Source organism: Actinoplanes sp. NPDC021490 (genome assembly GCF_055562135.1).
Map to the genome: position 1 here is coordinate 312,753 of NZ_JBVHFW010000001.1, position 26,616 is coordinate 339,368.

The following is a 26,616-nucleotide window of genomic DNA, read 5'->3' on the forward strand; positions in this document are numbered from 1 at the left end:
GGTGGGCGTCGCGAGCGCCCGGAACGGAGGACCCGCATGGCACGCCCACGCATCGTCATCGTCGGAGCCGGGTTCGCCGGTTTCACGGCCGCGCGCAAACTCTCACAGCTCGCCCGCGGCGGCGCCGAGATCGTCGTCGTCAACCCCACCGACTACTTCCTCTATCTGCCGCTGCTGCCCGAGGTCGCGGCCGGGATCCTCGAGCCGCGACGAGTCACGGTGTCGCTGCAGGCCACGCTGCCCGGCGTGCGGACGGTTCTGGGCCAGGCCGACGGCTTCGACCTGGACAACCGCACGATCACCTATCGCGATCCCGAGGGCCGGGCCGGCTCGATCGGCTACCACCGGCTGGTCATCGCGGCCGGCAGCGTCAACAAGCTGCTCCCCGTGCCCGGCGTGACCGAGTACGCGCACGGCTTCCGCGGCATCCCCGAGGCGCTGTACCTGCGCGATCACATCACCCGCCAGATCGAGCTCGCGGTCAACGCCCCGACCGAGGAGGAACGGCTCGCCCGATGCACGTTCGTCGTGGTCGGCGCGGGCTACACCGGCACCGAAGTGGCCGCGCAGGGTGTCCTGTTCACCGACGAGCTCACCGCCGAGCGTCCCGAGCTGCACGGAAAGGTGCGCTGGCTGCTGCTCGACACGGCGGACCGGCTGCTGCCCTCGCTCGACGAGCGCCTGAGTTCTGCCTCCGACGAGGTGCTGCGCCGGCGCGGGGTCGAGCTGCTTCTCCGTACGAGTGTGAAGGAAGCCACAGAGGACGGCGTCCACCTGTCGACCGGTGACTTCGTGCCGACCCGGTCCCTGATCTGGTGCGTCGGCGTGCGTCCCGATCCCGTGGTCGAGGGTCTGAATCTGCCGCTCAACCACGGGCGGCTCGTGGTCGACGAGTTCCTCACCGTGCCCGGCTATCCCGACGTGTACGCGATCGGCGACGCGGCCGCGGTGCCCGACCTGACCCGTCCGGGCGAGGTCACGGGCATGACCGCGCAGCACGCCGTCCGTCAGGGTGTGGCCGCGGCGAAGAACATCGCGGCCTCGTACGGGCAGGGCCGCCGCAAGCCGTACCGGCACTACGACCTCGGTTTCGTCGTCGACCTGGGCGGGCTCGACTCGGCCGCGAACCCGCTCGGCGTGCCGATCAAGGGGTTCCCGGCCAAGGTGGTGACCCGCGGCTATCACCTGCTGTCGATGCCGGGCAACCGCGTGCGGGTGGCGGCGGACTGGCTGCTCGACGCGGCGCTGCCCCGCCAGGGTGTCCAACTCGGACTGGTGCCGGGCCGCTCGGTGCCTCTCGACAGCGCCTCACCCAAGTCCTAGCGCGCCGGATCCGGGAGCCCGGGCGCGATCTTTCCCTGCCCCGCCCCCGAAAAAAGATCTTGTCTGGTACGGCCATCCCTAGCCCCCACCCACCCGGGGGATATGGGGCATGACCGTAGCGGGTGTCAAGCGGCGGGTGCCGGGTTGTCCACAGGCGGCGCGGCGTTGCTACCTGTATGGGGGATTAGTGCGTTCAGGCCGAAGGCTCGCCCGGTCGGACGGGGATTTGGCGACGCCGACAAACTTTCCACAAGCCATAATTCGGGCATGGGATCTTGTTGGCTCGGCGCGTTGGTGCTCGCCGCCTCGGCGGTAGTCGTCGCCGGTGGCGCGGCTCCCGCGGCCGCCGTCTCTGTCGAGAAGGCCAGTGGAACGCCCGTCCTGATGGCGCGCTACGCCTTCAACGGGCCCTCCACCTCGATCGTCGACGAGTCCGGCCGCGGCCACACCCTGCGCGTCATCTCCGGGCACGGCGGAACCGTCCGCAAGGTGGTGCACGGTCAGGGGACGGCCCTTCTGTTCCCCTCGCGGTGCGCACAGCAGGTCTGCCCGCACGTCGCCCTGCAGACCCCGTCCACCGCTGACCTCAACCCGGGACCGCGCGACATCTCGTACGGCGCCGACGTCTATCTGAGCCCGACGCAGACCAGCAAGGGCCAGAACGTGATGCAGAAGGGCTATTCGACCCGGGGCAGCCAGTGGAAGTTGCAGATCGACGGCACGGCCGGGCGGCCCAGCTGTGTGCTGGTGGGGGACCGCTCGACGCGGATCCGGATGGCCACCAGCAGTGTGAGCGTGGCCGACAACCGCTGGCACCGGATTCGCTGCGCACGGATCGGCGCCACGCTGTCGGTCTGGGTCGACAACGTGCTGCGCGGCCGCATCGCCGTGCCGGCGAAGCTCTCGGTGACCAACAACCGCCCGATGAGCATCGGCGGCAAGGGCGCCTACGTCGACAACGACCAGTTCAACGGCGCCCTCGACAACGTCTGGGTGCAGGTCGGCTAGGAAACCCGGGTCAGGCCCTCGGACACTGCCGTGAGCAGGTCGGCCGAGGGGGTGTCGCCGGCCAGCTCCCAGGCGAACGCGCCGCCGAGCGCCTTGCCCCGGGCGTACGTCATCTTGCTCTTGATCGTCTGCGGTGTGTCGTAGGACCACCACTGGTTGCCGCAGAACGCGTACGCGGTGTCGGCGATGGTTCCGGTCGGCGGGCACCGTTTGACCAGCACGTCGTAGTCCTCCAGCCCTTTCTCGTAGCGCCCGCCGGCCGGTCCGGTCGCGTTCCCGCCGGGCTCGGCGCTGGTCACGCCGGTCCAGCCGCGCCCGTAGAAGCCGATGCCGAGCAGGATCTTCGACGAGGGGACGCCGAGCTCGAGGAGCTTGTCCACGGTGGCCGACGCGACCGCCGTCTCGCGCGGAATGCCGGGATACGCCACCAGCGGTGAGTGCGGGGCGGTCTTCTGCACCTTCGCCGCCGTGCCGCCCGCGCCGAAGTAGTCGTACGTCATCGCGCTCAGCCAGTTCGCCTGCTCGGCCGCCGTCCGGTAGTCGGAGGCGTCGAGCTTCGCCAAGTCGCCGGGCACCGCCGCCGTGATCACCGAGTCCGGCCCGAACGTCGTACGCAGCGAGCCCAGCACCCGGCCCAGCGCGTCCGGTCCGCTCTTGTCGCACGTCACCCCGCACGCGTTGGGGTACTCCCAGTCGACGTCGATGCCGTCGAAGACGCCCGTCCAGCGCGGGTCGTCGAGCAGGTCGTGGCACGACTGCGCGAAGGCGCCGGGGTCGCGGGCGGCCTGGGTGAAGCCGCCCGACCCGGTCCAGCCGCCGAACGACCACAGCACCTTGAGCTCCGGGTGCTTGGCCTTGAGCCGGCGCAGCTGCCCGATGTTGCCGCGGGCCGGGGCGGCCGGATCGTCGGCGACACCGTCCACGCTCTGCCCAGCCTTGATCGGCTTCTCGTAGTCGGCCCAGCGGTCCCCGGCGACGCACTTGCCCCCGGTGACCTTGCCGAAGGCGTACAGGAGGTGGGTCAGCCGTCCGGCCGCCCCGCTCGTGTCCAGATCCTTCACCTGGAAGTCGCGGGCGTAGACACCCCAGCCGGTGAAGTATCCGACCACCTTGGGGGCGGCGGGCGCGGGCGGTGGGCTGTCGTCGTCCTCGGAGGCGCCGCAACCGGCGATTCCCAGCAGGATAAGGATGATCAAGACGAATCGGGCGCGCACCGCTCCGAAGCTATCCGGACCGGACAAGCGGGCCACAAGTGATCACTCGTCCGGGTGTACCTCCGGGACGGGGTGATTCGCGGCACCGTCGTCCACCCACCACCGCGGTTGTGTCATCGTTTCCCGGTGGCCATCAGCCCGCACGAGCCCTCCGACGCGCCAGTTCGCCGCAGCTGGCGGGCCGAGTTGCGCGCGCTGCTGAGCTGGCGCCGGATCCTCAACCGGCTTCGTGCGGTGCTGCGCAGCGCCCTGGTCACCTTCGTCGTCCTCACCCTCACCCTGTGGCTGATGCCGGGCGTCGAGAGCAACGACATCGTCGACACCCTGGGCCTGGTCGCGATCGTCGCCGGGGTCGGCGCCGTGCTGCGGCCGCTGCTGCTGGCCGGCGTCACCGCGCTGGGCGGCTGGGGCGCGATGCTGCTCGGTGTGATCGCGCAGGTCGTGGTCATCGTGATCGCCCTCGAGATCGACCCGGCCGACCGGATCAGCGGCCTGCCTTCGCTGGTGCTGACCGCGATCCTGGCCGTGGTGTTCGCCGCGATCCTCGACTGGATGGCCGACAGCGGCTCCGACGACACGTTCGTGCGCGAGGCCCGGCGGCTCATGCGCGGCGTCCGCCGCCGGCAGTCCCGGCTCGCCGGTGGTCCCGTTCTCACGTTCCGCCGTCCCCGCCAGGGTTCCGAGCCGGGGCTGCTGATGGTGCAGTTCGACGGTCTGTCCGAGCCGGTGCTGCGCTGGGCCGTGCGGGCCGGCAACCTGCCCACGCTGGGCCACTGGCTGCGCTCGGGCAGCCACACGATGCGCGGCTGGCACACCGGTCTGCCGTCGACCACGCCCGCCTCGCAGGCCGGCATCCTGCACGGCGCGACCCGGCAGATCCCGGCGTTCCGGTGGTTCGAGAAGGACACCGGCAAGCTCATGGTGACCAACCGTCCGCGCGACGCGGCGGTGCTCGAACCGCGGCTCAGCGACGGCCGGGGCCTGCTGCGCGACGGCGGCGTGAGCATCGGCAACGCGTTCAGCGGCGACGCGGCGGTCAGCCTGCTCACGGTCAGCCACGCGGCTCTGCCGGGCCGGTCCGCGCGCGGGTGGGCCGCGTTCATGGCTTCCCCGTACGGTTTCACGCGCGCCCTGGTGCTCGGCGTGGGTGAGGTTTTCACCGAGCTGCACCAGGCCCGCCTGCAGCGCCGCCGCAACGTCCAGCCCCGGGTGAGCCGGTCGGGCGCCTTCCTGGCCCTGCGTCCCGCGTCGATGCTGCTGCGCGACGTCAACGTGTCGCTGATCGCCGAGCAGATGGCCCGCGGCGCCCCAGCCATCTACTGCGACCTGGTCGACTACGACGAGGTCGCGCATCACGCCGGTCCGGCCCGCCCCGAGTCGATGCGCCAGCTCGAAAGCCTCGACCGGATGCTCGGCGTGCTCGAGCGGCTGGCCCCCGAGGCGGCCCGGCGCTATCACCTGGTCGTTCTCTCCGACCACGGGCAGAGCCAGGGGGCGACGTTCCGCCAGCGCTACGGCGAAAGCCTCGACGAGGTGGTCGAGCGGTTCTCGGCGGGCGACGAGGCGGTGGCGCCCGAGTTCCCGGCCGAGGTCGAGGCGACGCGGGAGCCCGAGTTCCCCGAGCCGCCGGTCGCTCCGCTGCTGGTCGTCTCGTCGGGCAACCTGGCCCTGGTCTATCTGACGAAGTTCGAGCAGCGGCTCGACCGGGCCGCCATCGATCGGGAGTATCCGCGGCTCATCCACGGCCTGGTCGCGCACCCGGGCATCGGTCTGGTGCTCGTGCGGGGCGAGGACGGTCCGGTCGCGCTGGGCACCTCCGGCAGCCACCGTCTGCGCGACGGCGTGGTGCAGGGCATCGACCCGCTGATCCCGTACGGGCCGCGCGCCCGCCACGACCTGCTGCGTCACCAGCGGGCCGAGCACATGGGCGACCTGGTGCTGATCAGCTGCGTCGACCCGGTGACCGAGGAGGTCGCGGCGTTCGAGGAGCTGGTCGGCTCGCACGGCGGTCTCGGTGGCTGGCAGACCGAGGCGGTGCTGGTGCACCCGGCCCGCTGGCCGGTGACCGAGGTCGACCTCGACGGACCCGACGCCGTGCACCACCAGCTGATCGAGTGGCTGGCCATGCTGGGGCTGCGCACCCGCGCCCCGGCCGCCGACGAGGCCCTGGCGCTGGAACATCACGTCTCGGAAGAGATCTTCGAGCAGCCGGATTCACCGAGACTTTCCCGGACGCACGACGGTTAAGCACTTTGTGCCGCGATTCCCGCTCATCGTCCTAGCCCTGGCCGCCGTGCTCCTGCCGGCGGCCGCCGCCCCCGCAGCGAGCCCTACGGCACGCTCGTCCGTTCCCACCTTCAACGGAAGCGTCTACGCGATCGCGCACCGCGGCGCGACGACCTACGTGGGGGGCACCTTCACCACCGCGACGGCGGGCGGGCGCACCTATCCGCGCGAGCGGCTGGCCGCGTTCGACTCGCGTACGGGCAAGCTGCTCGACTGGTCGCCCAGCGCCGACGGCGTCGTGCGGGCCCTGGCCGCCACCCCGGACAGCGTCTACGCGGCGGGCGATTTCCACGCCGTGAGCGGCGAGCCCCGCGATTCGCTGGCCCGGCTCCATCCCACTAACGGCGGCGTGCGTTCCTTCCGCCACAACCTTTCCGGTACGCCGTACGCGCTGGCCACCGGCAACGGCCGGCTCTACCTGGGCGGCAGCTTCACCGAGGTCACCGGCGAGAGACGCGCCAACCTGGCCGCCTTCTCGCTGACCACCGGCAAGCTCGACCCGGTCTGGCGGCCCGCGGCCGACGACACCGTGCACGCGCTCGCGGTCACCGGCCCGCGGGTCTATCTGGGCGGCGGGTTCCACGTCGTCGGCACGGTCAAGGGCACGCTCCGGCTGGCCTCGGTCAACGGCGTGAGCGGGACGGTCGACCCGGTGTTCCGGCCACGGGTGCCAGCCGAGGTCCGGGCGATCGCGCTCGACCCGACCGGGGTGCACGTCGCCACGGCCGGGGTCGGCGGCCGGGCCATCGCGTACAGCTACACCGGGGTCCTGCGCTGGCAGCGGGTGTTCGACGGGGACGCGGCGTCGATCGCCACCGCGGGCGGCATCACCTATGTCGGCGGGCACTTCGACAACGCCTGCCTGACCGAGCGCAACGGCGTGCGTGGTGGCTGTGTGGACGGCTCCCGGCCGCGGCTCAAGCTGGCCGCGGTGACGTCGAAGGGTCAGCTCACCTCGTGGGGGCCGAAGGCCAACGGGGTGATCGGCGTCCGGGTGCTGAGCGTCAACCACGTGGCCGGCACGATCGAGGCCGGCGGTGACTTCACGGTGATCGACGGGCGGGATCGTCGCCGGTTTGCAGCTTTCTGACCGCTCCCAGTCGCTGGCTGATCCGCCAGTAACGCGTCGGAGTGAGGCGGGCCAGCAGGTCGGCGCCGCGGGCCACCCCACCGATCACCAGGCGCGGCTTGCGGTTGTGCACGGCGGCCACGATCTGCCGGGCCGCCTGTTCGGCCGGCATGGTCAGCGCTCGCTCCGAGAACAGCCGGGCCTGCTCCGCCTGGGCGCCGCCCGGATCGCCGCCGCTGAGCCGCGCGTTCACCGCGATGTTGGTGCGGATGCCGCCGGGATGCACCACGGTCACGCCGACGCCGCGCGGCTCGAGCTCGTTGCGCAGCGAGTCGGTGAACCCGCGTACGGCGAACTTGCTGGTCACGTAGGCCACCTGCCCGGCCGGCGCGATCAGGCCGAACAGGCTCGACACGTTCACCACGTGCGAGCCGGGGCGGGCCAGCAGTTGCGGCAGGAACGCCTTGGTCAGCCGGATCACGGCCAGCAGGTTGATCTCGAGCAGCCACTCGAAGTCGGCCAGAGCGTTCTCCTCGAAGGTGCCCATCAGCGTGACGCCCGCGTTGTTGACGAGCAGGTCGACGCCGCCGTGCCGGGACGCGACCTGGGCCGCCAGGTCGAGCCGGTCGCCGCCGTCGCTCAGATCGATTTCGTGCGTCGACACGTCCGGCGCGCCGAGCTCCCGCGCGACGCGGGCCACCTCGGCCAGCCCGTCCGCGTCGCGGTCGACGAGCACCAGCACCGCCCGCCGCCGGGCCAGCTCATGGGCCAGCGCCGCCCCGATGCCGCCGGCCGCGCCGGTGATCAGGCACGTCCGGCCGGCGAAGGCGAACGGACGGCCGGCGTCACCCCGATCACTCATCGGTCCATTATCGGGTCGCGGACCCTAAACTGCCGCCCATGACCGCGCCCCGTTCCGTCGCCCCGACCGTCGAGTCGCAGGCCGTGCTGGCCCCGCTCACCGACGCCGCGATCTTCCTGGTGGCGACCGTCCGCCCGGACGGCGAGCAGACCGTCCGCGATCTGCTGGAGGATCTGGGCGGGCTGCAGCGTACGGTCGGCTTCCGGTTGCCCGCGGCGCAGCTCTCGTGCGTCACCGGCATCGGCTCGGATCTGTGGGACCGCCTCTTCGCCGGTCCCCGCCCGGCCGAGCTGCACCGCTTCCGGGCCTGGAAGGGTCCCCGGCACAGCGCGCCCTCGACCCCTGGCGACCTGCTGTTCCACATCCGCGCCGGGCAGATGGACGTCTGCTTCGAGCTGGCCGCCAAGATCGCCGATCGGCTGCGCGGGGCCGGCGACATCGTCGACGAGACGCACGGCTTCAAATACTTCGACGAGCGCGACCTGCTCGGCTTCGTCGACGGCACCGAGAACCCGACCGGCGCCAAGGCCCACCACGCGGTCGTGATCGGCGACGAGGACGAGGCGTTCGCCGGCGGCACCTACGTGATGGTCCAGAAGTACGTGCACGACCTCGAGGCGTGGAACGCGCTCACGGTCGAGGAGCAGGAGGCGGCGATCGGGCGCACCAAGCTCGACAACGTCGAGATCCCGGACGACGCCAAGGCGCCCAACTCGCACCTGGCCCTCAACGTCGTGGAGGACGCGGACGGCAACGAGCTCAAGATCCTGCGCGACAACATGCCGTTCGGCTCGGTCAAGGACGGCGAGTTCGGCACCTACTACATCGCCTATGCCGCCACGCCGGACGTCCCCGAGCTGATGCTGCGCCGGATGTTCCTGGGCGAGCCGTACGGGACGTACGACCGGATCCTTGACTTCTCGACCGCCCTGACCGGTTCGCTGTTCTACGTCCCGACGGCCGACTTCCTCGAAGACCTGCCCGACGCGCCCTAGTCTTTTATCAGGGCGGCCAGGTCGGCCAGCGTGTTGAGCCGCAGGTCGCCGTCGAGCCCGCGCAGCGCCGCGGTGTGTGCGCCCGCGGCCCGGCCCGCCTGCAGTCCGACGTCGGCGTCCTCGACCACCAGGCAGTCGGCCGGGTCGACCCCGAGCAGTTCGGCGGCCCGGCGGTAGCCCTCCGGGTCGGGCTTGCCGGCCGCGATGTCGTCGGTCGTCACCAGCACCGGCGCGACGATGCCGGCCGCGGTCAGACGGGCCTTGGCCAGCCGGGTGTCGGCGCTGGTGACCACGGCCCACGGCAGGCCCGTGAGGGTGAGCTTCACCAGCAGTTCGTGGGCGCCGGGCGTCGGCTGCACGTCGGAGAGGTCGTCGTATTGCAGCTCGAGCTGCCGGGCCGACGCGAGCACGAGCGCGGCCTCGTCGAGATGCGGCAGAAGCTTGCGTACGGTCGTGGCGCTCGGACTGCCGTGCGCCATCTCGTACGCCTCCTGGCCGTCGACCCCGTACTCGGCCGCCCACGACTGCCACGACCGCAGGACAGCGCCGTCGGAGTCGACGAGCGTGCCGTCCATGTCGAACAGGATCGCTCGGACGCTCCGCATGTCGAAGGGGACGTCGTCGTTGGTCTCGGGCATCAGGAAGCGCGCTTGCTGGGGGCGCGTCGCCGGGCCGCAGTGGCAGGCGACGGCGTCTCGGCGGTCTTGCGCGGAGTCCGTGCGCGCGGGGTCGTGGCGGCAGCCTTCCGCGCGGTCGCTCGGGCCGCGGTGTCCCGTGCCGTCTGTGGTTCGAGCGGAGTCTCCACGTCGTTCGGCTCGGCCTCGTACGCGGCGGGCTCAGGCTCGGACTCGGGCTCGGGCTCGGCCGGCTCCTCGGGTGCGGGCGGGGCCACCGCGGCGGCGCGGTCCTTCTCCTTCTCGCGCCGGATCAGGTCGTCCAGCAGGCTCTTGCCGTACTTGTCCTCGAGCGCGGCCGCCTTGCTCTGCGCCTTCTCGGCCCGGGCGACGGCCTTCTTGTGCGCCTTCTCGAGACGGTCCCGGTCACGAGCGTGGGTCTTGAGCGAGCGCTTGAGCCGCCGGGCCTCGGCTTCGGCGTTCCGTAGCGCCTGCGTCTGCTGCCGGGTGAGGTCGGCGTTGGTCCGCAGCCGGTTCTCCAGCTCGGTGACGGTCGTCTTGGTCCGGGCGGCGTTCTCGTTGGCCGCCGCGGACTGGTCCCTTCTGCGTTCGAGCTGCTTGGTGCTCACGGTGTGGCTCCTTCCGTCTCACCTTTGCCCTACCCGGACTCGGCCCGGGCAACCTTCAGGCGGTGTCCTCCACCGGTTCTTTCTTGGCGCGCCGGCGGCGGACGTGCCGCACGTGCAGGATGACGTAGGTGGCCACCGCGAGAACGACCACCGTGATCGCCTGCCACTGGTAACGGTGGGCATGCTCGATGATCTCGACCAGGTGAGTGCCGAACAGGTACGCGATCGTGGTCCAGACGCCCACCCACAGAGCGGCGCCGATGGCGTTGTAGAGCAGGAAGGTGCGCCAGGGCATCGCCGTGATGCCGGCGATCACGCCGTTGAGCTGGCGCAGCCCGTCGATGAAGCGGGCCACCATGACCACCCGGCCGCCGCGGCGGGCGAAGAAGTTCTCGGCGCGGGTCAGCCTTTCCGGGGTCAGGAACACGTATCGGCCCCAGCGCAGCGCGACCTTGCGGCCGCCGCGCACCCCGATCCAGTAACCGATGTTGTCGCCGAGCACGGCCGCGACGAACGAGATGGCCGCGACGGCGAAGATGTTCATCCGGCCGGCGCCCGCGTAGATGGCCGCCGCCACCATGATCGTCTGACCCGGTGCGGGCACGCCGAAGCTCTCGACCCCGATGACCCCGGCAATGGCCAGATAGCCCCACCGGTCGAGGATCGGGGCGACTCCGTGCAGGAACCCGGGCAGATCGGCTTGAGGTGGCATCGGCTCAACCGTAGCCGGGACCGGCCGGGCCGAACCTGTGGAGTCCCTACTGCGGCTGGTCCTTTGTACGGTGCAAGAGCCAATTGACCCCGTCGGTGTGAATCAGCGCGTACCGGTGCGACCCGTCCCGGCCGTGCAGGGTGAAGACGAACCGCTTGTCGTTGCGATCCTCTTGCTCCCACCAGCCGATGTCCGCTATCGACTTGTCCGAATCGGTGTAGGTGAGATGGTCGAGGGCATGGTCGGGCACCGCCACCGCGAGCCGGTTGCGGGCCGGGTCGGTGGGCAGGCCGCGCGGCACGGCCCAGGAGCGCAGCACGCCGTCCTCCTCGAGCCGCAGGTCGAAATGGGGCCGCGGCTTGCGGTGGTCATGCAGGACGAACGAGGGTCGCACCCTCGAACTGTAGGCCCGGGCACTTTGTTCAGGGTGTTGAAAAACGTCCCGCCGACTGTGACAGTGTCCGAATGGCTTCCCGATCAGCCCTCGCGCTCGGCGCCCTGGCGGTCGGCACGTTCGCCCTGGGCATGACCGAATTCGTCATCACCGGCCTGCTGCCCGAGATCGCCGCCGAGTTCACCGTCTCCATCCCGGCCGCGGGCCTGCTGATCTCCGCGTACGCCCTCAGCGTCGTGATCGGCGGCCCGCTGCTCACCGCCCTGGTCGCCCGGCGGTCGCGCAAGCCGGTGCTGATCGCCCTGCTCGGCTTCTTCGTCGCCGGCAATCTGATCTCGGCCGTCGCCCCCACGTACGGGGTGATGATGACCGGCCGGATCGTGGCGGCGCTCTGCCACGGCTCGTTCATCGGCATCGCCACGATCGTCGCCGGTGATCTGGTGCGGCCCGAGCGCCGCAGCAGCGCCATCGCCGCCATGCTCAGCGGCATCACGCTGGCCAGCGTGGCCGGGGTGCCGCTGGGGACGCTGCTCGGGCAGCAGTTCGGGTGGCGGGCCACGTTCTGGGCGATGGCCCTGCTCGGGCTGGTCGCGGCGCTGTCCACGGCCGCGTTCGTGTCCACCGGGGGCGGCTCGCTGGGGGCCCGCGCGCAGTGGGGCGCCTTCCGCAACGTGTCGGTGTGGCTCGCGCTGGGCATGACCGCGCTGGCCTTCGGGGCCGTCTACGCGCCTTTCACGTACGTGGCCCCGCTGATGACGTCGGTGGCCGGGTTCGGCTCGGGCGCGCTGCCCTGGCTGCTCGTGCTCTTCGGCCTCGGCCTGGTGCTGGGCAACGTGATCGGGGCCCGGGCGGCCGACCGCCGTCTGATGGGGACGGTCGTCGGGGCGTCGGCCGCCATGCTGATCGTGCTGGTCCTGTTCGCCTGGACGTCGCATTCCCGGCTGCCGGCGGCGGTCACGCTGTTCGCGCTGGGCGTGGTCGCGTACGCCACCGTCCCCGGCCTCACCACCCGCGTGATCACCGCGGCCGACGACGACGGGCAGAACCTGATCGTGTCGTCGGCGGCGGTCTCGGCCTTCAATCTCGGCAACGCGGCCGGCGCCTACCTGGGCGGCCGCGCGATCGCCGCGGGCTGGGGCTACGACTCGACGCCCCTGGTCGGCGCGGCGATGGAGCTCGGCGCGCTGGGGCTCGCGGCGGCCCTCCTGCTGACCGGCCGGGCACGGCAGACGGTCCGTTCGGTGGAGGTGACCTAGGAACCGGATTGCTTTGCTGGGCCGTCATGTCTCGACTGCCCGCGCGCCTGCGCCTTTCGCCCCGCAAGATCGCGATCAGCGCCCTCGTCGCCGCCGTGGTGGCCGGCATGTCGTCGTTCGCGCTGACCCGAGCCGACGCCGCGGCGTTCTCGACCGTCCAGCCCGGCAGCTTCACCGGCGAGGCGTTCGACGCCTGCACCGCCCCGGCGAGCGCCTCGATGAAGGCGTGGCGGGCCGCGTCGCCGTACCGGGCGATCGGCATCTACATCGGCGGCGTCAACCGTGGCTGCGCCCAGCCCCGGCTCACCAGCGCGTGGGTCAAGGAGCAGGTGCAGGCGGGCTGGAAGTTGCTGCCGCTCTATGTCGGACCGCAGGCCACCTGCACGACGATCGGTGGCGGACGCAAACTGATCGACAACGCGACCGCCGGCACCCAGGGCCGCACCGCCGCCTCGGACGCGGTCGCGCAGGCCCAGGCGCTCGGTCTGGCCCGCGACAGCGTGATCATCTATGACATGGAGTCGTACCGGACGGACGACGCCGCCTGCCGCCAGGGCGTGCTCGCGTTCATGAACGGCTGGACGGCGCGGCTGCACGACAACGGGTACTTCTCGGGCTTCTACTCCAGCGTCGCGTCCGGGGTCGCCGACCAGGTCGTCAACTATGCCAAACCCGGATACACCCGGCCCGACTATGTGGACTTCGCCCGTTGGGACCAGAAGGTCACGCTGTCCGACCAGCTCATCCCGGCGACGGCCTGGCCGGGCAAGCGGCGCATGAAGCAGTACCGCGGGGGCCACAAGGAGACGTACGGCGGCGTCACGATCAACATCGACAGCAACTACGTCGACTTCGCGCCGCTGCCCCGGACGAAGTCGGCCGACGTCACCGGGAACGGCTGGCCCGACGTGCTGGGCCGGTCCACGACCGGCTACCTGTCGGCGTTCCCCGGCAACGGCTCGCTGGTCGACACCAACCAGCGGCGCACGCTGGGCGGGGGGTTCGGCTCGGCCAACGCGATCGTGCGCCTCGGCGGCCTCGACCGGGACGGCCGCGAGGATCTGATCTCCCGTCAGACCAACGGCGACCTGTGGTTCCATCCCGGCACGGCCACCGGTTCGGGACCGCGCAAGAAGGTCGGCTCCGGCTGGCAGGCGCTTCGCGAGATCACCGCGATCGGCGACCTCACCGGCGACGGTTACCCCGATCTGCTGGCCGTCTCCAAGGGCAACAAGCTTTACCTGTACGCCGGGCAGCCCGGCGCCAAGCTGAGCGGCGCTCGCCTGGTCGGTGGCGGCTGGTCCGACAAGACCGAACTGGCCGGGGCGGGCGATTTCAACCGCGACGGCGTCCCCGACCTGGCCGCCCGCCTGTCCTCCGACGGCAACCTCTATCTGTGGACCGGCCGCAAGGGCGGCTTCACCGGCAAGCGGCTGTCGCTCGGCGTCTCCGGCATCAACCTGCGCGACCTCGTCGGCGTGGGCGACTTCGACCGCGACGGCTATCCCGACCTGGCCGCCGTCCAGAAGTCGACCGGCACCCTGGTCCTGCTGGGCGGGGCCGGCACGGCCGCCCGGGCCCCGTTCCGCCTGGCCACCGGCTTCGGCGGCCTGACCCCCCTGGCCTGAAAACAGGCGGCCCGACCCCTGGCCTGAAAACAGGCGGCCCGACCCCCTGGCCCGAAAACAGGCGGCCCGACCCCCTGGCCGAAAACACTCGTGGCCGGCCCGAACCGGGCCGGCCACGAAGCTTGGGTGGTGCGTCCTTACAGGCTGTCGCCGTCCAGCTGGCCGCGCAGCTTGGTCAGGGCCTTGGTGAGCAGGCGCGACACGTGCATCTGCGAGATGCCGATCTGGTCGGCGATCTGCGACTGGGTCAGGTTGCCGTAGAAGCGCAGCGTCAGGATCTTCTGCTCGCGCTCGTCGAGCGTGGCCAGCGCCGGGCCCAGGGCCACGCGGGTCTCGGCCAGCTCGTACTCGTAGTCCTCGCCGCCGAGGGTGTCGCCGAGCTCGGTGTTGCCGTCGGCGCTGATCGGGGTGGACAGCGAGGTCGCGTTGTAGGCGCGGGCGCCCTCGAGGCCTTCCAGCACGTCTTCCTCGGTGACACCGAGGTGGACGGCGACGTCGGCGACTGTCGGCGAGCGGCCCAGCGAGTGGGTCAGCGTGGCGTTGGCCTCGGTGATGGCCAGGCGCAGTTCCTGCAGGCGGCGCGGCACGCGGACCGACCAGGTGCGGTCGCGGAAGTGGCGCTTGATCTCACCGATGATGGTGGGGATGGCGTAGCCGGCGAAGTCGACGCCGCGCTCGGGGTCGAACTTGTCGACTGCCTTGATCAGACCCACGGTGGCGGTCTGGACGAGGTCGTCGGTGGGCTCGCCGCGGCCGGAGTAGCGGTGGGCGAGGTGGCGGGCGAGCGGCAGCCAGGCCTCGATCGCCCGGTCACGCAGCGAGGCGCGTGACGGGTGCCCGGCCGGCATCGCGGCCATCGCGTTCAGCAGCTCGGCGGCGCTGTCCACGGGCGCGCTCGCAGCGGCCGGAAGCGTCTCTGCCTGCGTAGTGCTGGTGGTCTCGGTGACGGTCATGTTTGTGGTCCTCCCTGGCACCTGTCCGGAGAGCCCGGTCCGATGTTGCTGGACCCGGTCGGTCGGGTGTCCCTATCTGCAAGCTGAAGGTGATCGATGTGATCACCGCCATCTGCGCACACTGGGCCGTTCGGTTAAGACCAACCTAGCCGACAGGGCCAAGAAAGACTAGCCGAAAGTATGAGCTACTTTGCGTGATAGCAAATATACGGAGAGGATCTTCGCGAGGCGATGACGGCTCTCGATGTGCCCAGCAGTGCCCGGGAGGGATTAGGCCTTCCAGCTCTCCTAGTCGCCTGTCCGGGCCAGTGTCAAACATCCCGTCGGCGGGAAAGGATGAACGTCATGACCAGGCTGCGCTCCTCGGCTCCTCATCCCGCGGCCGTCGAGCTGCACAGTTGGCGCCTCGACAGCTACGGCGGGCTCCGTACGCTCCGGGCCGCACTCCGTGAGGTCATCGAGAACCACACGGCCGAGGTCGACGACCTGTTCGACCGGATGGCCGTGGTCGCCACTGAGCTGGCCACCAACGCCCTGCGGCACGGCCTCCCGCCGACCGAGGTGCGGTTGCTGCGCGAGGACGACCATCTGATCCTCGATGTGGCTGATCACGATCTGGGCACGCTCCCAGAGGTGGATTCGGACCGTCCGCTCGGCGCCGGCGGGCTGGGACTGCAGCTCACGAAGAGTTTTGCGATCGACGTCGGTTGGTATCGAACCGATCTCACCAAGCATGTCTGGGCGAGCTTCCCGAGCTGAATCCCCGCGCGCCTGATAGAAATGCGGCCGTGGCGGACTCCTACCAGATCGGCCAGGAGCGAGCGGCCGACCGGACCGCGACGACCCTGCGCCCCAGCGGCGAGCTGGACATCAACGCGCGCGACGAGCTGCGCGCGACGATCACCGATGCGCTCGCCGAGAACGAAAGCGTGACCGTCGACCTGACCGACGTGTCGTTCATCGACTCCGAGGCGCTCGGCGCGCTGATCGACGGATACAACGGGGCTGTCGCCCTGAATGCGACCTTCCGGGTGATCGGCGCCACGGGCGCGGTGGCCCGTGTGCTCACTGTCTCAGGCTCGCAGGCCCTCTTCGACGGTGTGCTGGACACTCCCGACTCGTAGTCTTCGGCGGTGCTCTTGATCGCGGCGGTGCTGCTGGCCGCCGTGCTGGTCTTCGCCGTCGTGCGCCCGCGCGGCCTGCCGGAGGCGGTCGCCGCCGTGCCCGCGGCCGGCCTCGCCATCGCCGTCGGCCTGGTGTCGTGGGACGACGCCCTGGCCGAGTTCCGCGAGCTCGGGCCGACCGTGGGTTTCCTCGCCGCCGTGCTGGTCCTCGCTCATCTCGCCGACGAGCACGGCGTCTTCCGGTACGCCGGACGGGTCGCGGCCCGGATCAGCCGGGGCCACCCGCCGCGGCTGCTGCTGGCGGTCTTCGTCGCGGCCGCCCTCACCACCGCGTTCCTCAGCCTGGACGCGACCGTCGTGCTGCTGACCCCGGTGGTGCTGGCCACGGCGGCGCGCGTCGGGGCCCGTTCGCGCCCGTCCGCGTTCGCCTCGGCCCACCTGGCCAACTCGGCGTCGCTGCTGCTGCCCGTGTCGAACCTGACCAACCTGCTCGCGTTCGCGGCCAGTGGTCTGACCTTCCTCGGCTTCACCGCGCTGATGACGCTGCCCTGGCTGGCCGTGATCGTCGTCGAATACCTGGTGTTCCGCCTCTACTTCCGCGACGACCTGCGAGCGCGCGAGCGACCCGAGCCGGACCGCGGAAACGGCCCGGCCCCGAAGTACGCGTTGGTGGTGCTGGCCGTCACGCTGGTCGGGTTCGCCGTCGTGCACCCGCTCGGCGTCCACCCGGCCTGGGTCGCCCTGGCCGGCGCGATCCTGCTCGCCGTGCCGCACCGGGTGCCGCCCCGCACCCTGCTGCGCGAGGCCAACCTGCCGTTCTGCGCGTTCGTGCTCGCGCTGGGCGTGGTGGTGCTGGCGGTACAACAGCACGGTCTCGAGAGACTGCTCGACGCGCTCGTTCCCGAGCGGGCCGGGCTGCTCGGCCTGCTCGCCGTCGCGTTCCTGGCCGCCGCGCTGGCCAACCTGCTCAACAACCTGCCGGCCACGCTGGCGCTGCTGCCGGTGGTCGAGACGAGGCCGGGGCTGCTGCTGGCCATGCTGATCGGAGTGAACGTGGGTCCGAATCTGACCTACGTCGGCTCGCTGGCGACCCTGCTCTGGCGGCAGATCCTGCACACCCACTACGCGGCTCCGGATGCCCGGGACTTCCTCCGGCTCGGCCTGCTGACCGTGCCGCCCGCGCTGGTCGCCGGCGTGCTGGCGCTCTGGCTCAGCCTCCAGGTGGGTGGCTGACGAAGCAGGAGCGCACCCTCGCCGCCGCGCCGGTATCGGTCCGGGGAACGGCCGAGGTGATCCGGTGGGGGATTCGGCGACGGGGTGCGTCCGACGTAGTCAGTCTTGTCGATGCATGTGTTACAGGCAAGTAAAACTGGTTACGGAACTAGTTCGCCGGCGGCCCGCCGCTGGGGGGAGTGCCGCCCGGCCCGGGGCCGCCGCCGCCCGGTGCGCCACCGCCGCTCGGGGTGGTCGTCGTGTCCACCTTGACGGTCAGCGTCACCGCGAATCCCTTGGCCGCGTCGCCCGAGACCGCGCCCATCTGCAGGGCGGCCGAGTCGTCGCCGAAGACGTTGTCGGACGCGAGGGTGATCTGGCTCAGGTTGCTCACCGAGGACGAGTAGCCGGTGGTGGCGTACGCCTTGTCGCAGACGTCCTTGGGCAGCGCGACCTGCGAGGTGGCGATCGTTTTGGTCGAGTCGGTGATGTCGGCCTGCCCCGGGTAGACCTCGAAGTGGATGTGCGGCCACCGGCCGGTGTAGCAGGCGGGGAAGATGCTCGTGAACTTCACCTTGCCCGAGTCGTCGGCGATCTGGACGCCGCGCAGGTAGTTCTGGTCGGTGACGCCGTCGGAGTAGAGCGAATAGCGGCCCTCGCGGTCGCAGTGCCACACATAGACGGCCACGTCCTTGAACGGCGCGTCGTTGTTCGCCATGTCGAGGATCGTCAGTTCCAGGGTCATCGGCACGCCCTGAGCGGTCCCACTGGCCGTGCCGAAGCTCGACCGGATGTCGCTGCGGACCACGCCGCTCTGCTCGAGCACGTCGGGCCCGTTCGACCCGTCGCCGGGGTAGGGCCCGGCCGTCTCGCCGGGGATCTCCCCGGTGGCGGCCGCCGAGGTGGTCGTCGTCGTGCCTTCCGGCGACGAGTTGCTGCCGCACGCGGCCAGCCCGAGCACCGCGGCGCCGAGACCGAACCCGCGCAGCACGTGCCGACGGCCGGCGAGGGTGCCCAGGTCGAACCCGAGGCCCTGATCGACGACCTCCTCGTCGGGCCGGGGAAGCTGTCGTCCCTGGTAAACCGGTCTGGGGTCCTGTGCCATCGGTTCGCTCCTCATCGTGTTGCCGCACGCCTGGAACTCACCGTAGGTCCGGTTTTTGTGCATCTCCTATGAGCTGGCTGTCCGTCGTCCCTGCGTGACGCGCTCGTTCATTTGACGGAAGAATTGGGCCCGCCTACGGTGGCCCCATGTTCGGGTCCGGAGGCGTACATGCGCTGGTCAGGTGTGTTATGAGGCGCGCGTCCGGGCCGGTGACGCCGTGAGCCATTGCTGCAGCCCGTCCGGTTCGCATCCGCCCCACACCGCCGCGGTCGTCGTCCCGGCCCACGCCGGTGTCCATCGCGTCCCGCAGGCCTCCGTACCCGGTCAGACGTTCGCGATGGGCGACGCGTCCGGCGACGGTGCGCGCCCCGACGGCGAACAGCCGGTGCATCCCGTACGCGTGCCGGCGTTCTCGATCGACGCGACCACGGTGACGGTGGCCGACTTCCGGGCCTTCGTCGCCGGCACCGGCTACCGCACCGAAGCCGAGGCGTTCGGCTGGTCGGCGGTGTTCCACTCGGCGGTCGCCTCCGACGATGCGGACAAGGTCGTCGGCAGCATGGCCGGAACGCCGTGGTGGCTGGGCGTCTCGGGAGCCGACTGGGCCCACCCCGGCGGACCGTCCACGACCGCCGCCGACGACCACCCGGTGGTCCACGTCAGCTGGAACGACGCCCGGGCCTACTGCGCGTGGGCCGGCCGCCGCCTGCCCACCGAGGCCGAATGGGAATGCGCCGCTCGAGGCGGCCGGCCGTCCCTCCGCTACCCCTGGGGCGACGACCTGCCGCCGGATTGGCCCTGCAACATCTGGCAGGGCACCTTTCCGGCCGTCAACACGGTCGACGACGGCTGGGTGACCACCGCGCCCGCCCGCTCGTACGCACCCAACGACTACGGCCTCTACCAGCCGATCGGCAACGTGTGGGAGTGGTGCGCGGACTGGTTCTCACCCACGTACTACTCGACGTCCCCCGCGGACGACCCGCAGGGCCCCACGCTGGGCGCCACCCGCGTGATTCGCGGCGGTTCCTACTTGTGCCACGACTCGTACTGCAACCGCTACCGCAACGCCGCCCGCTCCTCCAACACCCCCGACTCCTCCACCGGCAACACCGGCTTCCGCACCGTAGCCCTCGACCCACCCGGTTGATCTCCCACTGGCCCCCGCCCGTCAGAGCGCTGCCTCCGTCAGTTTGCGGACCGCGGCGGTGACTTCCGGCGTCACATGCGCCCGCAGGCTGTCGTCGGGTTCGCCGTCGGGGCCCAGGATCGTGCCGGGGTGGTTATGCAGGGCCGGGTCGGTGGCGGCCCGGATGACCGATTGGGCCGCCTCGGTGACCGGCCGCTTGACGCCCTCCTGGACGGCGCTCCACATCGGACGAATCGGCGGCGGGAGCATGCGCTCCTTCATCACGGCGGCGTTCGGGGTGGCGGCCGGACCGGGATCGGCGAGCACCAGCGTGATTCCCCGCTCGTGCAGCTCCGTGGCCACGTCGAGCGACCAGGCGAGCTGGGCCAGCTTGGCCCGGCCGGTGACGGCCAGTCCGTAGTACTCGCCGGGCAGGTCGATCTCCGCGAAGTCGGGCACCGCGGCCATCATCGCCGACGACGTGACCTGCACGATCCGGCTCGGGTCGGCCATCTTGCCGGCGAGTGCGGTCGTCAGGACGTACGGGGAAAGGTGGTTGATGGCGAAGCTCCCCTCGATGCCGTCGGCGTTCTCCCAGCGGTCGGCCCACATGCCGCCCGCGTTGTTGACCAGCACGTCGAGCGGGCCCGTGATCGTCTCGGCCAGCCGCCGAACCTCGGCCGGCGACGACATGTCGGCCGCCGCGAACCTTGCCCGTGCTCCGAGGGTGCGGACGGCTTCCTGGCCTCGGTCCCGGTTCCGGGCCACCAGCGTGACCTCGTATCCGGCGCCGATCAGGCCGCGGGCGATCTCGAAGCCCAGTCCGGCCGTTCCGGCGGTGACCACCGCGCTCTTGCTCATGTGATTTCTCCCTTTGATGGTGATGTGCCGGCCGGGCATGCTTGATTCTGTGGCGCGGTGAACTGGCCGGGTAGGGAGCGGAAAGCATGTCTGCCATGCTGGGCGGGCATGACCGCCGACCAGGGGAGACGTCATGGATCTTCGCCGTCTGCGCTATCTGGTGGCGGTCGCCGAGGAGGGCGCGATCACCGCGGCGGCGGAGCGGCTGAAGATGACGCAGCCGGCGCTGTCGAGAGCCATTCGTGCCCTCGAGTCCGATGTCGGCGTGCCGCTGCTTGTGCGCGGGCATCGCGGGGTCGAGCCGACCGAGGCCGGCCGGGTGCTGATCGACGAGGCCCGGGAGATCGACCGGCGGGTCCTGCGTGCGGTCGGCCGGGCGCGGCGGGCGGCGGCCGGCGACGACCGGCTGCGGGTCAGCGCCCGAGGCTGTGACGTCGCCGTGGTCGACCGGCTGACCAAGGATTTTCCCGGCGCGTGGGCGGTGGTCGCCGAATGGCGCACCCAGACCGAGGGCTTGCGTACGGGGGAGGCCGACCTGGCATTGATTCGGGGCGCGTTCGACGCCGAGGGCCTCGACAGTGACCTGCTCGCCGTGGATCCACGCGTGGCGCTGCTGCCCGAGGGGCACGCGCTCGCCGGACGTGAGGTGATCGAGCGGGACGAGCTCGACGGCCTTCCGGTCGCGGTCTGGGCAACCGATCAGCCGGTCGAGCGCGAATTCTGGCTCGGCTTCCCGGGTGCGACCGCCGGGCCCGAGGTCAACGACATGCTGCAGTTGCTGGCTCTGGTCCGGCTCGGCCACGCGGTGGCCTTCGTGTCGAGCGCCCTGCCCGTCGCGACCCAGCCCGGCGTCGTTGCCGTGCCGGTCACCGGTCTGTCACCGGCCGAGCTGCGCCTGGCCTGGCGCGACGACGAGCGTTCCCCCGAGGTCGCGCGATTCGTCCGGCACGCGTCTGCCGTCTAGGAGCCGGTGTGGCGGGCGGCCTGGCGCAGGTCGACGTCCTCGATGAGTTCGCGGGCGATCTCCTCCGGCAGGACCCGGTCGTACACCGCCTTGCCCAGCGCGAGACGCTGGGCCTCGAACGACGCGTCCGGGTCGGTGTCCGGTTGGGCCGCGGCCTCGGCGGCCAGCTGCCTGCCGCGGTCGCGCAGCTCCTCGGTTTCGGCGCGCTCGGCGGCCAGGTCGAACTTGAGAAGGCGGGCCAGCCGGCCGATGGTCGTGCCCTGCAGGAGCAGGGTGCCGAGGGTGACGATCAGGGCGATGGCCTGGATAGCGTCGCGGCCGGGGAACTCCTCGCCCGACGCGGTGTGCTCGGGGATCGAGGCCGCCGCGGCCAGCGTGAGGATTCCGCGCATGCCGGTCCAGCCGACCAGCACGATCTCCTTGGTCGTGGGGGCGGGCAGGGGCACCCCGCCGTGGCGCTCGTGGCGCTTCCGCCAGGTCTCGTACCGCTCCCGGAAGCGGACGTCCTTGTCGATCCGGCGTTGCGTCCCGATCTCCTTGAGCCGCCAGCGCCCGAAGATGACGAACACCCCGGCCAGCCGCAGCACGATCGCCGCGACCAGCAGGACGGCCGCCGCCACCAGCGTGCGGACCAGCCCCGGATCCTCCGAGCCGGCCAGCTCTTCCAGAACGAACTTCAACTGCAGGCCGATGTACGCGAACACGAACGTCTCGAGCAGGAAGTCGAGCACCCGCCAGACCTGTTCCTCCTGCAGCCGGGTCTGATAGGCGCCCGGGTACTGGTGTTTCGGGTCGAGCGTCAGGTTCACGCTGATCGAAAAGGCGGCCATGACCACGGCCAGGATGCCGGACGCGTGCACCTCTTCGGCGGCCAGGAAGGCGGTGAACGGCACCAGCAGCACCAGGGAGGTCTCGAGCGTCGGGTTGCCGAGCTGCTTACGGATCCGCAACGCGATGAACGCGAACAGGGCGCCGATGCCGAGCCCGATCGACGCCGTACGCAAAAACTCGAGGAGGCCGCCGGACCAGCTGGTGTGCTCCCCGTTGACGGCGGCCACGGCGATGCTGAACAGGGTCAGCGCGGTGGCGTCGTTGACCAGGCTCTCGCCGGTGAGGATCGTGGTCACCCGTTTGGGCAGCCCGATCTGGTCGCCGTGCGAGACCGTCGTGATCGTGTCGGGCGGGGCCAGCACCGCGCCCAGCACGAACGCGACCGAGAGGCCGAGCGTGGGCAGCAGCCACGACGAGAGCAGCCCGAGCGCGCCGCAGGTGACCGCGACCAGCAGAACGCCGAGCGCCCAGATCGCCCTGATGTTGGCCCCGAAGTTGGCGAACGAGGCGCCGCGGGTGGCCGAATAGAGCAGCGGCGGGATGACGATCGCGAGGATGACCTCGCTCTCCAGCTCAAGGCGGGGAACCCCCGGAATGAACGACGCGGCCGCCGCCAGCACCACGATGATCATGCCCGGCTCGACGCCACGGCGCTTCGCCATGGAGGACACGAAGATGCCCAGGCCGATGATGAGCAGGATCTGTACGCCGTTCACGTTGATCAGGCTAGTGCTCCGGCCCAAGCCGCCGGGTATGCTCTCGGCGGGCCGTAACTGGCGCGTCAAGGTGGTCAACCACCGGGGAGCGGCTCCGCCGTCGAGCGAATCGGCGGCGACCTGCCGTGCGCCTGGGCCTCTGCACAGTGATAGAGAGGTCCCATGAGTGAGCTGAACGCCGAATCGACCGCCTTCCGTTCCGCCCTCGAGGTGGTCCGGTCCGTCGAGCCGCGCATTGCCGACGCCATCGCCAAAGAGCTGACCGACCAGCGTGAGTCGCTCAAGCTGATCGCCAGCGAAAACTACGCCTCTCCGGCCGTGCTGCTGGCCATGGGCAACTGGCTTTCCGACAAGTACGCCGAGGGCACGATCGGGCGCCGCTTCTACGCCGGCTGCCAGAACGTGGACACCGTCGAGTCGGTCGCCGTCGAGCACGCCAAGGCCTTGTTCGACGCGCCCTACGCGTACGTGCAGCCGCACTCCGGCATCGACGCCAACCTGGTCGCGTACTGGGCGATCCTGGCCGACCGGGTCGAGGCGCCGGCTCTGCGAAAGTTCGAGAAGCGCCAGGTCAACGACCTCACCGACGCCGAATGGGCCGAGCTGCGGCAGGCCTTCGGCAACCAGCGCATGCTGGGCATGTCGCTCGACGCGGGCGGCCACCTCACGCACGGCTTCCGGCCCAACATCTCGGGCAAGATGTTCGACCAGCGCAGCTACGGCGTCGACCGGTCCACCGGTCAGATCGACTACGCGGCGCTGCGCGAGACGGCCCGCGAGTTCAAGCCGCTGGTCATCGTCGGCGGCTACTCGGCGTACCCCCGCAAGGTGAACTTTGCGACGCTGCGCGAGATCGCCGACGAGGTGGGCGCGACGTTCATGGTCGACATGGCGCACTTCGCCGGTCTGGTCGCGGGCAAGGTCTTCACCGGCGACTACAGCCCCTTCCCGCACGCGCACATCGTCACCACCACGACCCACAAGTCGCTGCGCGGCCCGCGCGGTGGCGCCGTGTTCTCCCAGCCCGAGCTGGCCGACCAGGTCGACCGCGGCTGCCCGATGGTGCTCGGCGGCCCGCTCGCCCACGTGATGGCGGCCAAGGCGATCGCCTTCGCCGAGGCCCGGCAGCCGTCCTTCGCGACCTACGCCCAGCAGATCGTCACCAACAGCCAGGCGCTGGCCGAGGGCCTGAGCCGGCGCGGCGTCGAGCTGGTCAGCGGCGGCACCGACAACCACCTGGTGCTGATCGACGTGCACCCGTTCGGCCTCACCGGCCGCCAGGCCGAGCAGGCCCTGCTGGACAGCGGCGTGGTCACCAACCGCAACGCCATCCCGCAGGACCCGAACGGCGCCTGGTACACCTCCGGCATCCGCATCGGCACCCCCGCCCTGACCTCCCGCGGCCTGGGCGTGGCCGAGATGGACCAGATTGCCGAACTGATCCACACCGTCCTGACCGGCACCACCCCGGCCGAGGGCTCGAAGGCCAAGTTCCACCTGGACCCGGCCGTGGCCGACCGCGTCCACAAGCAGGCCCACGAGCTGCTGGCCGGCTTCCCGCTCTACCCCGGCGTCGACCTGGGCTGACCGTTATCCACAGGCTCCGGGTGTACGCCGGAGCCTGTGGATAAGCTGGGCCGCCCGCTTGGTTGTGGTACTAGGGTGGTGGTCCCCCTGGTGGGGCGGGTTGGGGGTAGGAGTCGTATACCGGCGCTTTTCGCGGGTATGCGGCGGTCGTGACCGATCAACCTGCAGGCACCCTCGAAACTGTCCACCTCTTCGAGTCCGGGCCGATGCCCACCGGCGTCGCCGTCTCGCGGAGCGGCCGCATCTTCGTCAACTTCCCCAAGTGGGGCGACGACGTCCGCTACACGGTCGCCGAGATCCGCGACGGCGAGGCGGTGCCCTATCCCGACCTCGATTGGAACACCCCGAACGGCGACGCCGACCCGGAAGCGCTCGTCTCGGTGCAGAGCATCGTGGTCGACCCGGCCGACCGCCTCTGGATCCTCGACACCGGCAGCCCGCTGTTCCAGCCGACCGAGCACGGCGGCCCCAAGCTGGTCTGCGTCGACCTGAGCACCGACCAGGTCGTCCGCACCATCGTCTTCGACTCCGACGTCGCGCTGCCGACCACCTATCTCAACGACGTGCGCTTCGACCTGCGCCGCAACGCCGCTTTCATCACCGACTCGTCCGATCAGGGACCGAACGGCCTGATCGTCGTCGACCTGCACACCGGCGAGGCCTGGCGGCGGCTGCACGACCACCCTTCGACCAAGGCGCTGCCTCCGGCCGACATGCTGCCCATCGTCGAGGGCAAACCGTTCATGGAACGCCCGAAGGACGGCCCGCCCAGCCCGGTCAAGATGGGTTCCGACGGCATCGCCATCGCCGCCGACGGCTCGCGCATCTTCTACTGCCCGCTGATTTCCCGGCGCTGGTACAGCGTTTCCGCCGACGCCCTGTTCGACCGCGGCCTGAGCGACGCCGACGTGTCGGCCACGGTCGTCGACGAGGGTGACAAGGGCGGCGGCTCGGACGGGCTGGAGACCGACGACCAGGGCCGGTTCTACCTCACCGACTGGGAGCATGAGGCGGTGCTGCGCCGCCGGCCCGACGGCACGTTCGAAACCCTGGCCCACGATCCGCGGCTGCTGTGGCCCGACACGATGGCGGTGGCCGACGGCTATCTCTACGTGACCGCCAACCAGTTGCACCGCCAGGCCAAGTACCAGTACGAGGACGACCGCCGCGAATACCCGTACGCCCTGTTCCGCATCCCGATCGACGCCGGCCCGGTCAATTTGCGGTAGCCAGTCGCGCGGCCAGCCAGCGCAGCGTGTGCAGGCCCTGTTCGCGCTGCATGCGGCGCAGCTTCGCCGGGCCGGGCAGGTGCCACTCGCGCCAGGCCCGTCCGGCCAGCCCGGCCAGGGCGACGTTCACCGCGTCGTCCGGGGCGTCCGGCCGGCACGATCGAAGCAGCCGCTCCGGGTCGTGACCGCACGCGGCCACGTCCGGGGCCAGCCGCACGACGTCCATCCAGCCGGGCGCGGTCCACAGATGCGTCCAGTCCACCACCACGAGCCGTCCGTCGCGCCGCCGGAGGAAGTTGTCGCGGCGCAGGTCGCCGTGGTGCAGCGCGTCACCGCCGGCGAGGGCGCCCGCCCATCGGCTTTCGAGTTCGGCCAGCTTCGCGATCGGGATGTCGACCGGAAGCGGCAGCCCGCGCACGTGGTCGACGCCCTGCCGCGGTCGGGGATCACCGTTCAACGCCCGCCAGGTGCCGAGCTTGGAGGCGAAGCTTTCCCCGTACGGCGTGGTGCCGCCGATCGCGCACGGCTCGAGGAGTTCCCGCATGCGCCGTTGGACGGCGACCAGCCCCGGCAGGTCTTCCTTCTGCCAGCGTGTCACCGGCTCACCGTCGACCACCTCGTACGCGGCGACGCGCTGATCGCCGACCACGCCCTGCCCGACCAGTGGGGGAGCGAGATCGCCGGTGACGTCGGCCAGGATGAAGCCGGCGTCGTCGGGCGTCACCTTGACGAACAGCCGCCGGCCGCGGGCGCCGACGACTACCGAGGCGATCGACGGGGTGAAGCCGGCCGCGGCGGGGTGTTCGGCCACAATCGGCGCCCCGAGCAGGCTTTCCACCATTTCCCGTACAGGCTCAGGGGCGTCGGTCAAACGCGGGCGGGGGCCTTCCACCAGGTCACGGTAGCCTCGGGTCG

The 26,616-nt window shown here is 71.0% G+C and carries 25 protein-coding genes and 1 riboswitch; of the genes, 14 read left to right on the forward strand and 11 right to left on the reverse strand.

Features of this window, described 5'->3' with window-relative positions; all coding sequences use genetic code 11:
* The first annotated feature begins 36 nt into the window (after nucleotides 1-36).
* Both ACZ3I4_RS01445 and ACZ3I4_RS01450 read left to right on the forward strand, forming a co-directional pair.
* The gene (locus ACZ3I4_RS01445) at nucleotides 37-1,323 is read left to right on the forward strand and encodes an NAD(P)/FAD-dependent oxidoreductase (protein WP_465379867.1); all 1,287 of its coding nucleotides are present in this window, start codon (nucleotides 37-39) and stop codon (nucleotides 1,321-1,323) included.
* A 267-nt stretch (nucleotides 1,324-1,590) separates the two neighbouring features.
* Nucleotides 1,591-2,331, forward strand: a complete 741-nt coding sequence (locus ACZ3I4_RS01450) for a LamG-like jellyroll fold domain-containing protein (protein ID WP_465379868.1) — start codon at nucleotides 1,591-1,593, stop codon at nucleotides 2,329-2,331.
* On the opposite strand, the gene ACZ3I4_RS01455 is transcribed toward ACZ3I4_RS01450, so the two are convergent.
* Entirely contained in the window at nucleotides 2,328-3,545 is a 1,218-nt protein-coding gene (locus ACZ3I4_RS01455) for a glycoside hydrolase family 18 protein (RefSeq protein WP_465379869.1), read from the reverse strand. The genes ACZ3I4_RS01450 and ACZ3I4_RS01455 overlap by 4 nt on opposite strands.
* A 126-nt stretch (nucleotides 3,546-3,671) precedes the next feature.
* Here ACZ3I4_RS01455 and ACZ3I4_RS01460 point away from each other — a divergent pair, with 126 nt between their 5' ends.
* Both ACZ3I4_RS01460 and ACZ3I4_RS01465 read left to right on the forward strand, forming a co-directional pair.
* Nucleotides 3,672-5,792: an alkaline phosphatase family protein gene (locus ACZ3I4_RS01460; protein WP_465379870.1), complete on the forward strand. Its 2,121-nt coding sequence runs from the start codon at nucleotides 3,672-3,674 to the stop codon at nucleotides 5,790-5,792.
* A 7-nt stretch (nucleotides 5,793-5,799) separates the two neighbouring features.
* Complete coding sequence (locus tag ACZ3I4_RS01465; RefSeq protein ID WP_465379871.1) at nucleotides 5,800-6,921, forward strand: NHL repeat-containing protein; 1,122 nt, start codon at nucleotides 5,800-5,802, stop codon at nucleotides 6,919-6,921.
* Here ACZ3I4_RS01465 and ACZ3I4_RS01470 read toward each other — a convergent pair.
* Nucleotides 6,875-7,762: an SDR family NAD(P)-dependent oxidoreductase gene (locus tag ACZ3I4_RS01470; RefSeq protein WP_465379872.1), complete on the reverse strand. Its 888-nt coding sequence runs from the start codon at nucleotides 7,760-7,762 to the stop codon at nucleotides 6,875-6,877. The genes ACZ3I4_RS01465 and ACZ3I4_RS01470 overlap by 47 nt on opposite strands.
* Before the next feature lie 38 nt (nucleotides 7,763-7,800).
* Here ACZ3I4_RS01470 and ACZ3I4_RS01475 point away from each other — a divergent pair, with 38 nt between their 5' ends.
* On the forward strand, nucleotides 7,801-8,757 hold the full coding sequence (locus ACZ3I4_RS01475) for a Dyp-type peroxidase (RefSeq protein ID WP_465379873.1): 957 nt from the start codon (nucleotides 7,801-7,803) through the stop codon (nucleotides 8,755-8,757).
* Here ACZ3I4_RS01475 and ACZ3I4_RS01480 read toward each other — a convergent pair.
* Genes ACZ3I4_RS01480 through ACZ3I4_RS01495 form a run of 4 tightly spaced genes read right to left on the reverse strand, consistent with a single transcriptional unit; the run spans nucleotide 8,754 to nucleotide 11,106 of the window.
* Complete coding sequence (locus ACZ3I4_RS01480; RefSeq protein ID WP_465379874.1) at nucleotides 8,754-9,395, reverse strand: HAD-IA family hydrolase; 642 nt, start codon at nucleotides 9,393-9,395, stop codon at nucleotides 8,754-8,756. The two genes, ACZ3I4_RS01475 and ACZ3I4_RS01480, sit on opposite strands and share 4 nt — an antisense overlap.
* On the reverse strand, nucleotides 9,395-10,000 hold the full coding sequence (locus ACZ3I4_RS01485) for a hypothetical protein (protein ID WP_465379875.1): 606 nt from the start codon (nucleotides 9,998-10,000) through the stop codon (nucleotides 9,395-9,397). Before ACZ3I4_RS01485 ends, ACZ3I4_RS01480 begins: the two co-directional genes overlap by 1 nt.
* A gap of 55 nt (nucleotides 10,001-10,055) precedes the next feature.
* Nucleotides 10,056-10,712 (reverse strand): DedA family protein, encoded by a 657-nt coding sequence (locus ACZ3I4_RS01490; protein WP_465379876.1) that lies wholly within the window; start codon nucleotides 10,710-10,712, stop codon nucleotides 10,056-10,058.
* A gap of 46 nt (nucleotides 10,713-10,758) precedes the next feature.
* Nucleotides 10,759-11,106 (reverse strand): DNA polymerase ligase N-terminal domain-containing protein, encoded by a 348-nt coding sequence (locus ACZ3I4_RS01495; RefSeq protein WP_465379877.1) that lies wholly within the window; start codon nucleotides 11,104-11,106, stop codon nucleotides 10,759-10,761.
* A gap of 71 nt (nucleotides 11,107-11,177) precedes the next feature.
* Between ACZ3I4_RS01495 and ACZ3I4_RS01500 the strand changes: the two genes are divergently transcribed.
* Together ACZ3I4_RS01500 and ACZ3I4_RS01505 are read left to right on the forward strand one after the other, a co-directional pair.
* Nucleotides 11,178-12,362 carry an MFS transporter gene (locus ACZ3I4_RS01500; RefSeq protein WP_465379878.1) on the forward strand — a complete coding sequence of 395 codons (1,185 nt, stop codon included), beginning with the start codon at nucleotides 11,178-11,180 and terminating at the stop codon, nucleotides 12,360-12,362.
* 26 nt (nucleotides 12,363-12,388) lie between these two features.
* Nucleotides 12,389-13,990 (forward strand): glycoside hydrolase domain-containing protein, encoded by a 1,602-nt coding sequence (locus ACZ3I4_RS01505; protein WP_465379879.1) that lies wholly within the window; start codon nucleotides 12,389-12,391, stop codon nucleotides 13,988-13,990.
* A gap of 137 nt (nucleotides 13,991-14,127) precedes the next feature.
* Here the strand turns inward: ACZ3I4_RS01505 and ACZ3I4_RS01510 are convergent, their stop codons facing one another.
* Nucleotides 14,128-14,943, reverse strand: a complete 816-nt coding sequence (locus tag ACZ3I4_RS01510; RefSeq protein ID WP_465379880.1) for an RNA polymerase sigma factor SigF — start codon at nucleotides 14,941-14,943, stop codon at nucleotides 14,128-14,130.
* Between the two features lie 345 nt (nucleotides 14,944-15,288).
* Here ACZ3I4_RS01510 and ACZ3I4_RS01515 point away from each other — a divergent pair, with 345 nt between their 5' ends.
* Genes ACZ3I4_RS01515 through ACZ3I4_RS01525 form a run of 3 tightly spaced genes read left to right on the forward strand, consistent with a single transcriptional unit; the run spans nucleotide 15,289 to nucleotide 17,300 of the window.
* Entirely contained in the window at nucleotides 15,289-15,702 is a 414-nt protein-coding gene (locus ACZ3I4_RS01515) for an ATP-binding protein (protein ID WP_465379881.1), read from the forward strand.
* A 29-nt stretch (nucleotides 15,703-15,731) separates the two neighbouring features.
* Nucleotides 15,732-16,067, forward strand: coding sequence for an STAS domain-containing protein (locus ACZ3I4_RS01520; protein WP_465379882.1), 336 nt, complete (start codon nucleotides 15,732-15,734; stop codon nucleotides 16,065-16,067).
* A gap of 9 nt (nucleotides 16,068-16,076) precedes the next feature.
* Nucleotides 16,077-17,300 (forward strand): SLC13 family permease, encoded by a 1,224-nt coding sequence (locus ACZ3I4_RS01525; RefSeq protein WP_465379883.1) that lies wholly within the window; start codon nucleotides 16,077-16,079, stop codon nucleotides 17,298-17,300.
* Nucleotides 17,301-17,448: 148 nt separating this feature from the next.
* Here ACZ3I4_RS01525 and ACZ3I4_RS01530 read toward each other — a convergent pair whose 3' ends face one another.
* Nucleotides 17,449-18,384: an intradiol ring-cleavage dioxygenase gene (locus ACZ3I4_RS01530; RefSeq protein ID WP_465379884.1), complete on the reverse strand. Its 936-nt coding sequence runs from the start codon at nucleotides 18,382-18,384 to the stop codon at nucleotides 17,449-17,451.
* Between the two features lie 181 nt (nucleotides 18,385-18,565).
* On the opposite strand from ACZ3I4_RS01530, the gene ACZ3I4_RS01535 reads away from it, so the two are divergent.
* Entirely contained in the window at nucleotides 18,566-19,534 is a 969-nt protein-coding gene (locus ACZ3I4_RS01535; RefSeq protein ID WP_465379885.1) for a formylglycine-generating enzyme family protein, read from the forward strand.
* Between the two features lie 21 nt (nucleotides 19,535-19,555).
* On the opposite strand, the gene ACZ3I4_RS01540 is transcribed toward ACZ3I4_RS01535, so the two are convergent.
* On the reverse strand, nucleotides 19,556-20,374 hold the full coding sequence (locus ACZ3I4_RS01540) for an SDR family NAD(P)-dependent oxidoreductase (RefSeq protein WP_465379886.1): 819 nt from the start codon (nucleotides 20,372-20,374) through the stop codon (nucleotides 19,556-19,558).
* 133 nt (nucleotides 20,375-20,507) lie between these two features.
* Between ACZ3I4_RS01540 and ACZ3I4_RS01545 the strand changes: the two genes are divergently transcribed.
* A complete protein-coding gene (locus tag ACZ3I4_RS01545; RefSeq protein ID WP_465379887.1) occupies nucleotides 20,508-21,338 on the forward strand; it encodes a LysR family transcriptional regulator in 831 nt (276 codons plus the stop codon).
* Here ACZ3I4_RS01545 and ACZ3I4_RS01550 read toward each other — a convergent pair.
* Nucleotides 21,335-22,885 (reverse strand): cation:proton antiporter, encoded by a 1,551-nt coding sequence (locus ACZ3I4_RS01550; RefSeq protein WP_465379888.1) that lies wholly within the window; start codon nucleotides 22,883-22,885, stop codon nucleotides 21,335-21,337. The two genes, ACZ3I4_RS01545 and ACZ3I4_RS01550, sit on opposite strands and share 4 nt — an antisense overlap.
* Nucleotides 22,886-22,928: 43 nt before the next feature.
* Nucleotides 22,929-23,029: riboswitch (ZMP/ZTP riboswitch) on the forward strand.
* Between the two features lie 18 nt (nucleotides 23,030-23,047).
* Here ACZ3I4_RS01550 and ACZ3I4_RS01555 point away from each other — a divergent pair.
* The gene (locus tag ACZ3I4_RS01555) at nucleotides 23,048-24,472 is read left to right on the forward strand and encodes a glycine hydroxymethyltransferase (protein WP_465379889.1); all 1,425 of its coding nucleotides are present in this window, start codon (nucleotides 23,048-23,050) and stop codon (nucleotides 24,470-24,472) included.
* A gap of 149 nt (nucleotides 24,473-24,621) precedes the next feature.
* A complete protein-coding gene (locus ACZ3I4_RS01560) occupies nucleotides 24,622-25,701 on the forward strand; it encodes an L-dopachrome tautomerase-related protein (protein WP_465379890.1) in 1,080 nt (359 codons plus the stop codon).
* Here ACZ3I4_RS01560 and ACZ3I4_RS01565 read toward each other — a convergent pair.
* Nucleotides 25,688-26,593: an aminoglycoside phosphotransferase gene (locus ACZ3I4_RS01565; RefSeq protein ID WP_465379891.1), complete on the reverse strand. Its 906-nt coding sequence runs from the start codon at nucleotides 26,591-26,593 to the stop codon at nucleotides 25,688-25,690. The genes ACZ3I4_RS01560 and ACZ3I4_RS01565 overlap by 14 nt on opposite strands.
* Nucleotides 26,594-26,616 lie beyond the last annotated feature (23 nt).

What these genes read in the sequence shown, in the direction of transcription:
- ACZ3I4_RS01555 (WP_465379889.1), top strand. Translation starts at nt 23,048, where the DNA reads ATGAGTGAGCTGAACGCCGAATCGACCGCCTTCCGTTCCGCCCTCGAG.
- ACZ3I4_RS01490 (WP_465379876.1), bottom strand. Translation starts at nt 10,712, where the DNA reads ATGCCACCTCAAGCCGATCTGCCCGGGTTCCTGCACGGAGTCGCCCCG.
- ACZ3I4_RS01475 (WP_465379873.1), top strand. Translation starts at nt 7,801, where the DNA reads ATGACCGCGCCCCGTTCCGTCGCCCCGACCGTCGAGTCGCAGGCCGTG.
- ACZ3I4_RS01545 (WP_465379887.1), top strand. Translation starts at nt 20,508, where the DNA reads ATGGATCTTCGCCGTCTGCGCTATCTGGTGGCGGTCGCCGAGGAGGGC.
- ACZ3I4_RS01530 (WP_465379884.1), bottom strand. Translation starts at nt 18,384, where the DNA reads ATGGCACAGGACCCCAGACCGGTTTACCAGGGACGACAGCTTCCCCGG.
- ACZ3I4_RS01445 (WP_465379867.1), top strand. Translation starts at nt 37, where the DNA reads ATGGCACGCCCACGCATCGTCATCGTCGGAGCCGGGTTCGCCGGTTTC.
- ACZ3I4_RS01510 (WP_465379880.1), bottom strand. Translation starts at nt 14,943, where the DNA reads ATGACCGTCACCGAGACCACCAGCACTACGCAGGCAGAGACGCTTCCG.
- ACZ3I4_RS01515 (WP_465379881.1), top strand. Translation starts at nt 15,289, where the DNA reads ATGACCAGGCTGCGCTCCTCGGCTCCTCATCCCGCGGCCGTCGAGCTG.
- ACZ3I4_RS01450 (WP_465379868.1), top strand. Translation starts at nt 1,591, where the DNA reads ATGGGATCTTGTTGGCTCGGCGCGTTGGTGCTCGCCGCCTCGGCGGTA.
- ACZ3I4_RS01540 (WP_465379886.1), bottom strand. Translation starts at nt 20,374, where the DNA reads ATGAGCAAGAGCGCGGTGGTCACCGCCGGAACGGCCGGACTGGGCTTC.
- ACZ3I4_RS01505 (WP_465379879.1), top strand. Translation starts at nt 12,389, where the DNA reads ATGTCTCGACTGCCCGCGCGCCTGCGCCTTTCGCCCCGCAAGATCGCG.
- ACZ3I4_RS01480 (WP_465379874.1), bottom strand. Translation starts at nt 9,395, where the DNA reads ATGCCCGAGACCAACGACGACGTCCCCTTCGACATGCGGAGCGTCCGA.
- ACZ3I4_RS01470 (WP_465379872.1), bottom strand. Translation starts at nt 7,762, where the DNA reads ATGAGTGATCGGGGTGACGCCGGCCGTCCGTTCGCCTTCGCCGGCCGG.
- ACZ3I4_RS01500 (WP_465379878.1), top strand. Translation starts at nt 11,178, where the DNA reads ATGGCTTCCCGATCAGCCCTCGCGCTCGGCGCCCTGGCGGTCGGCACG.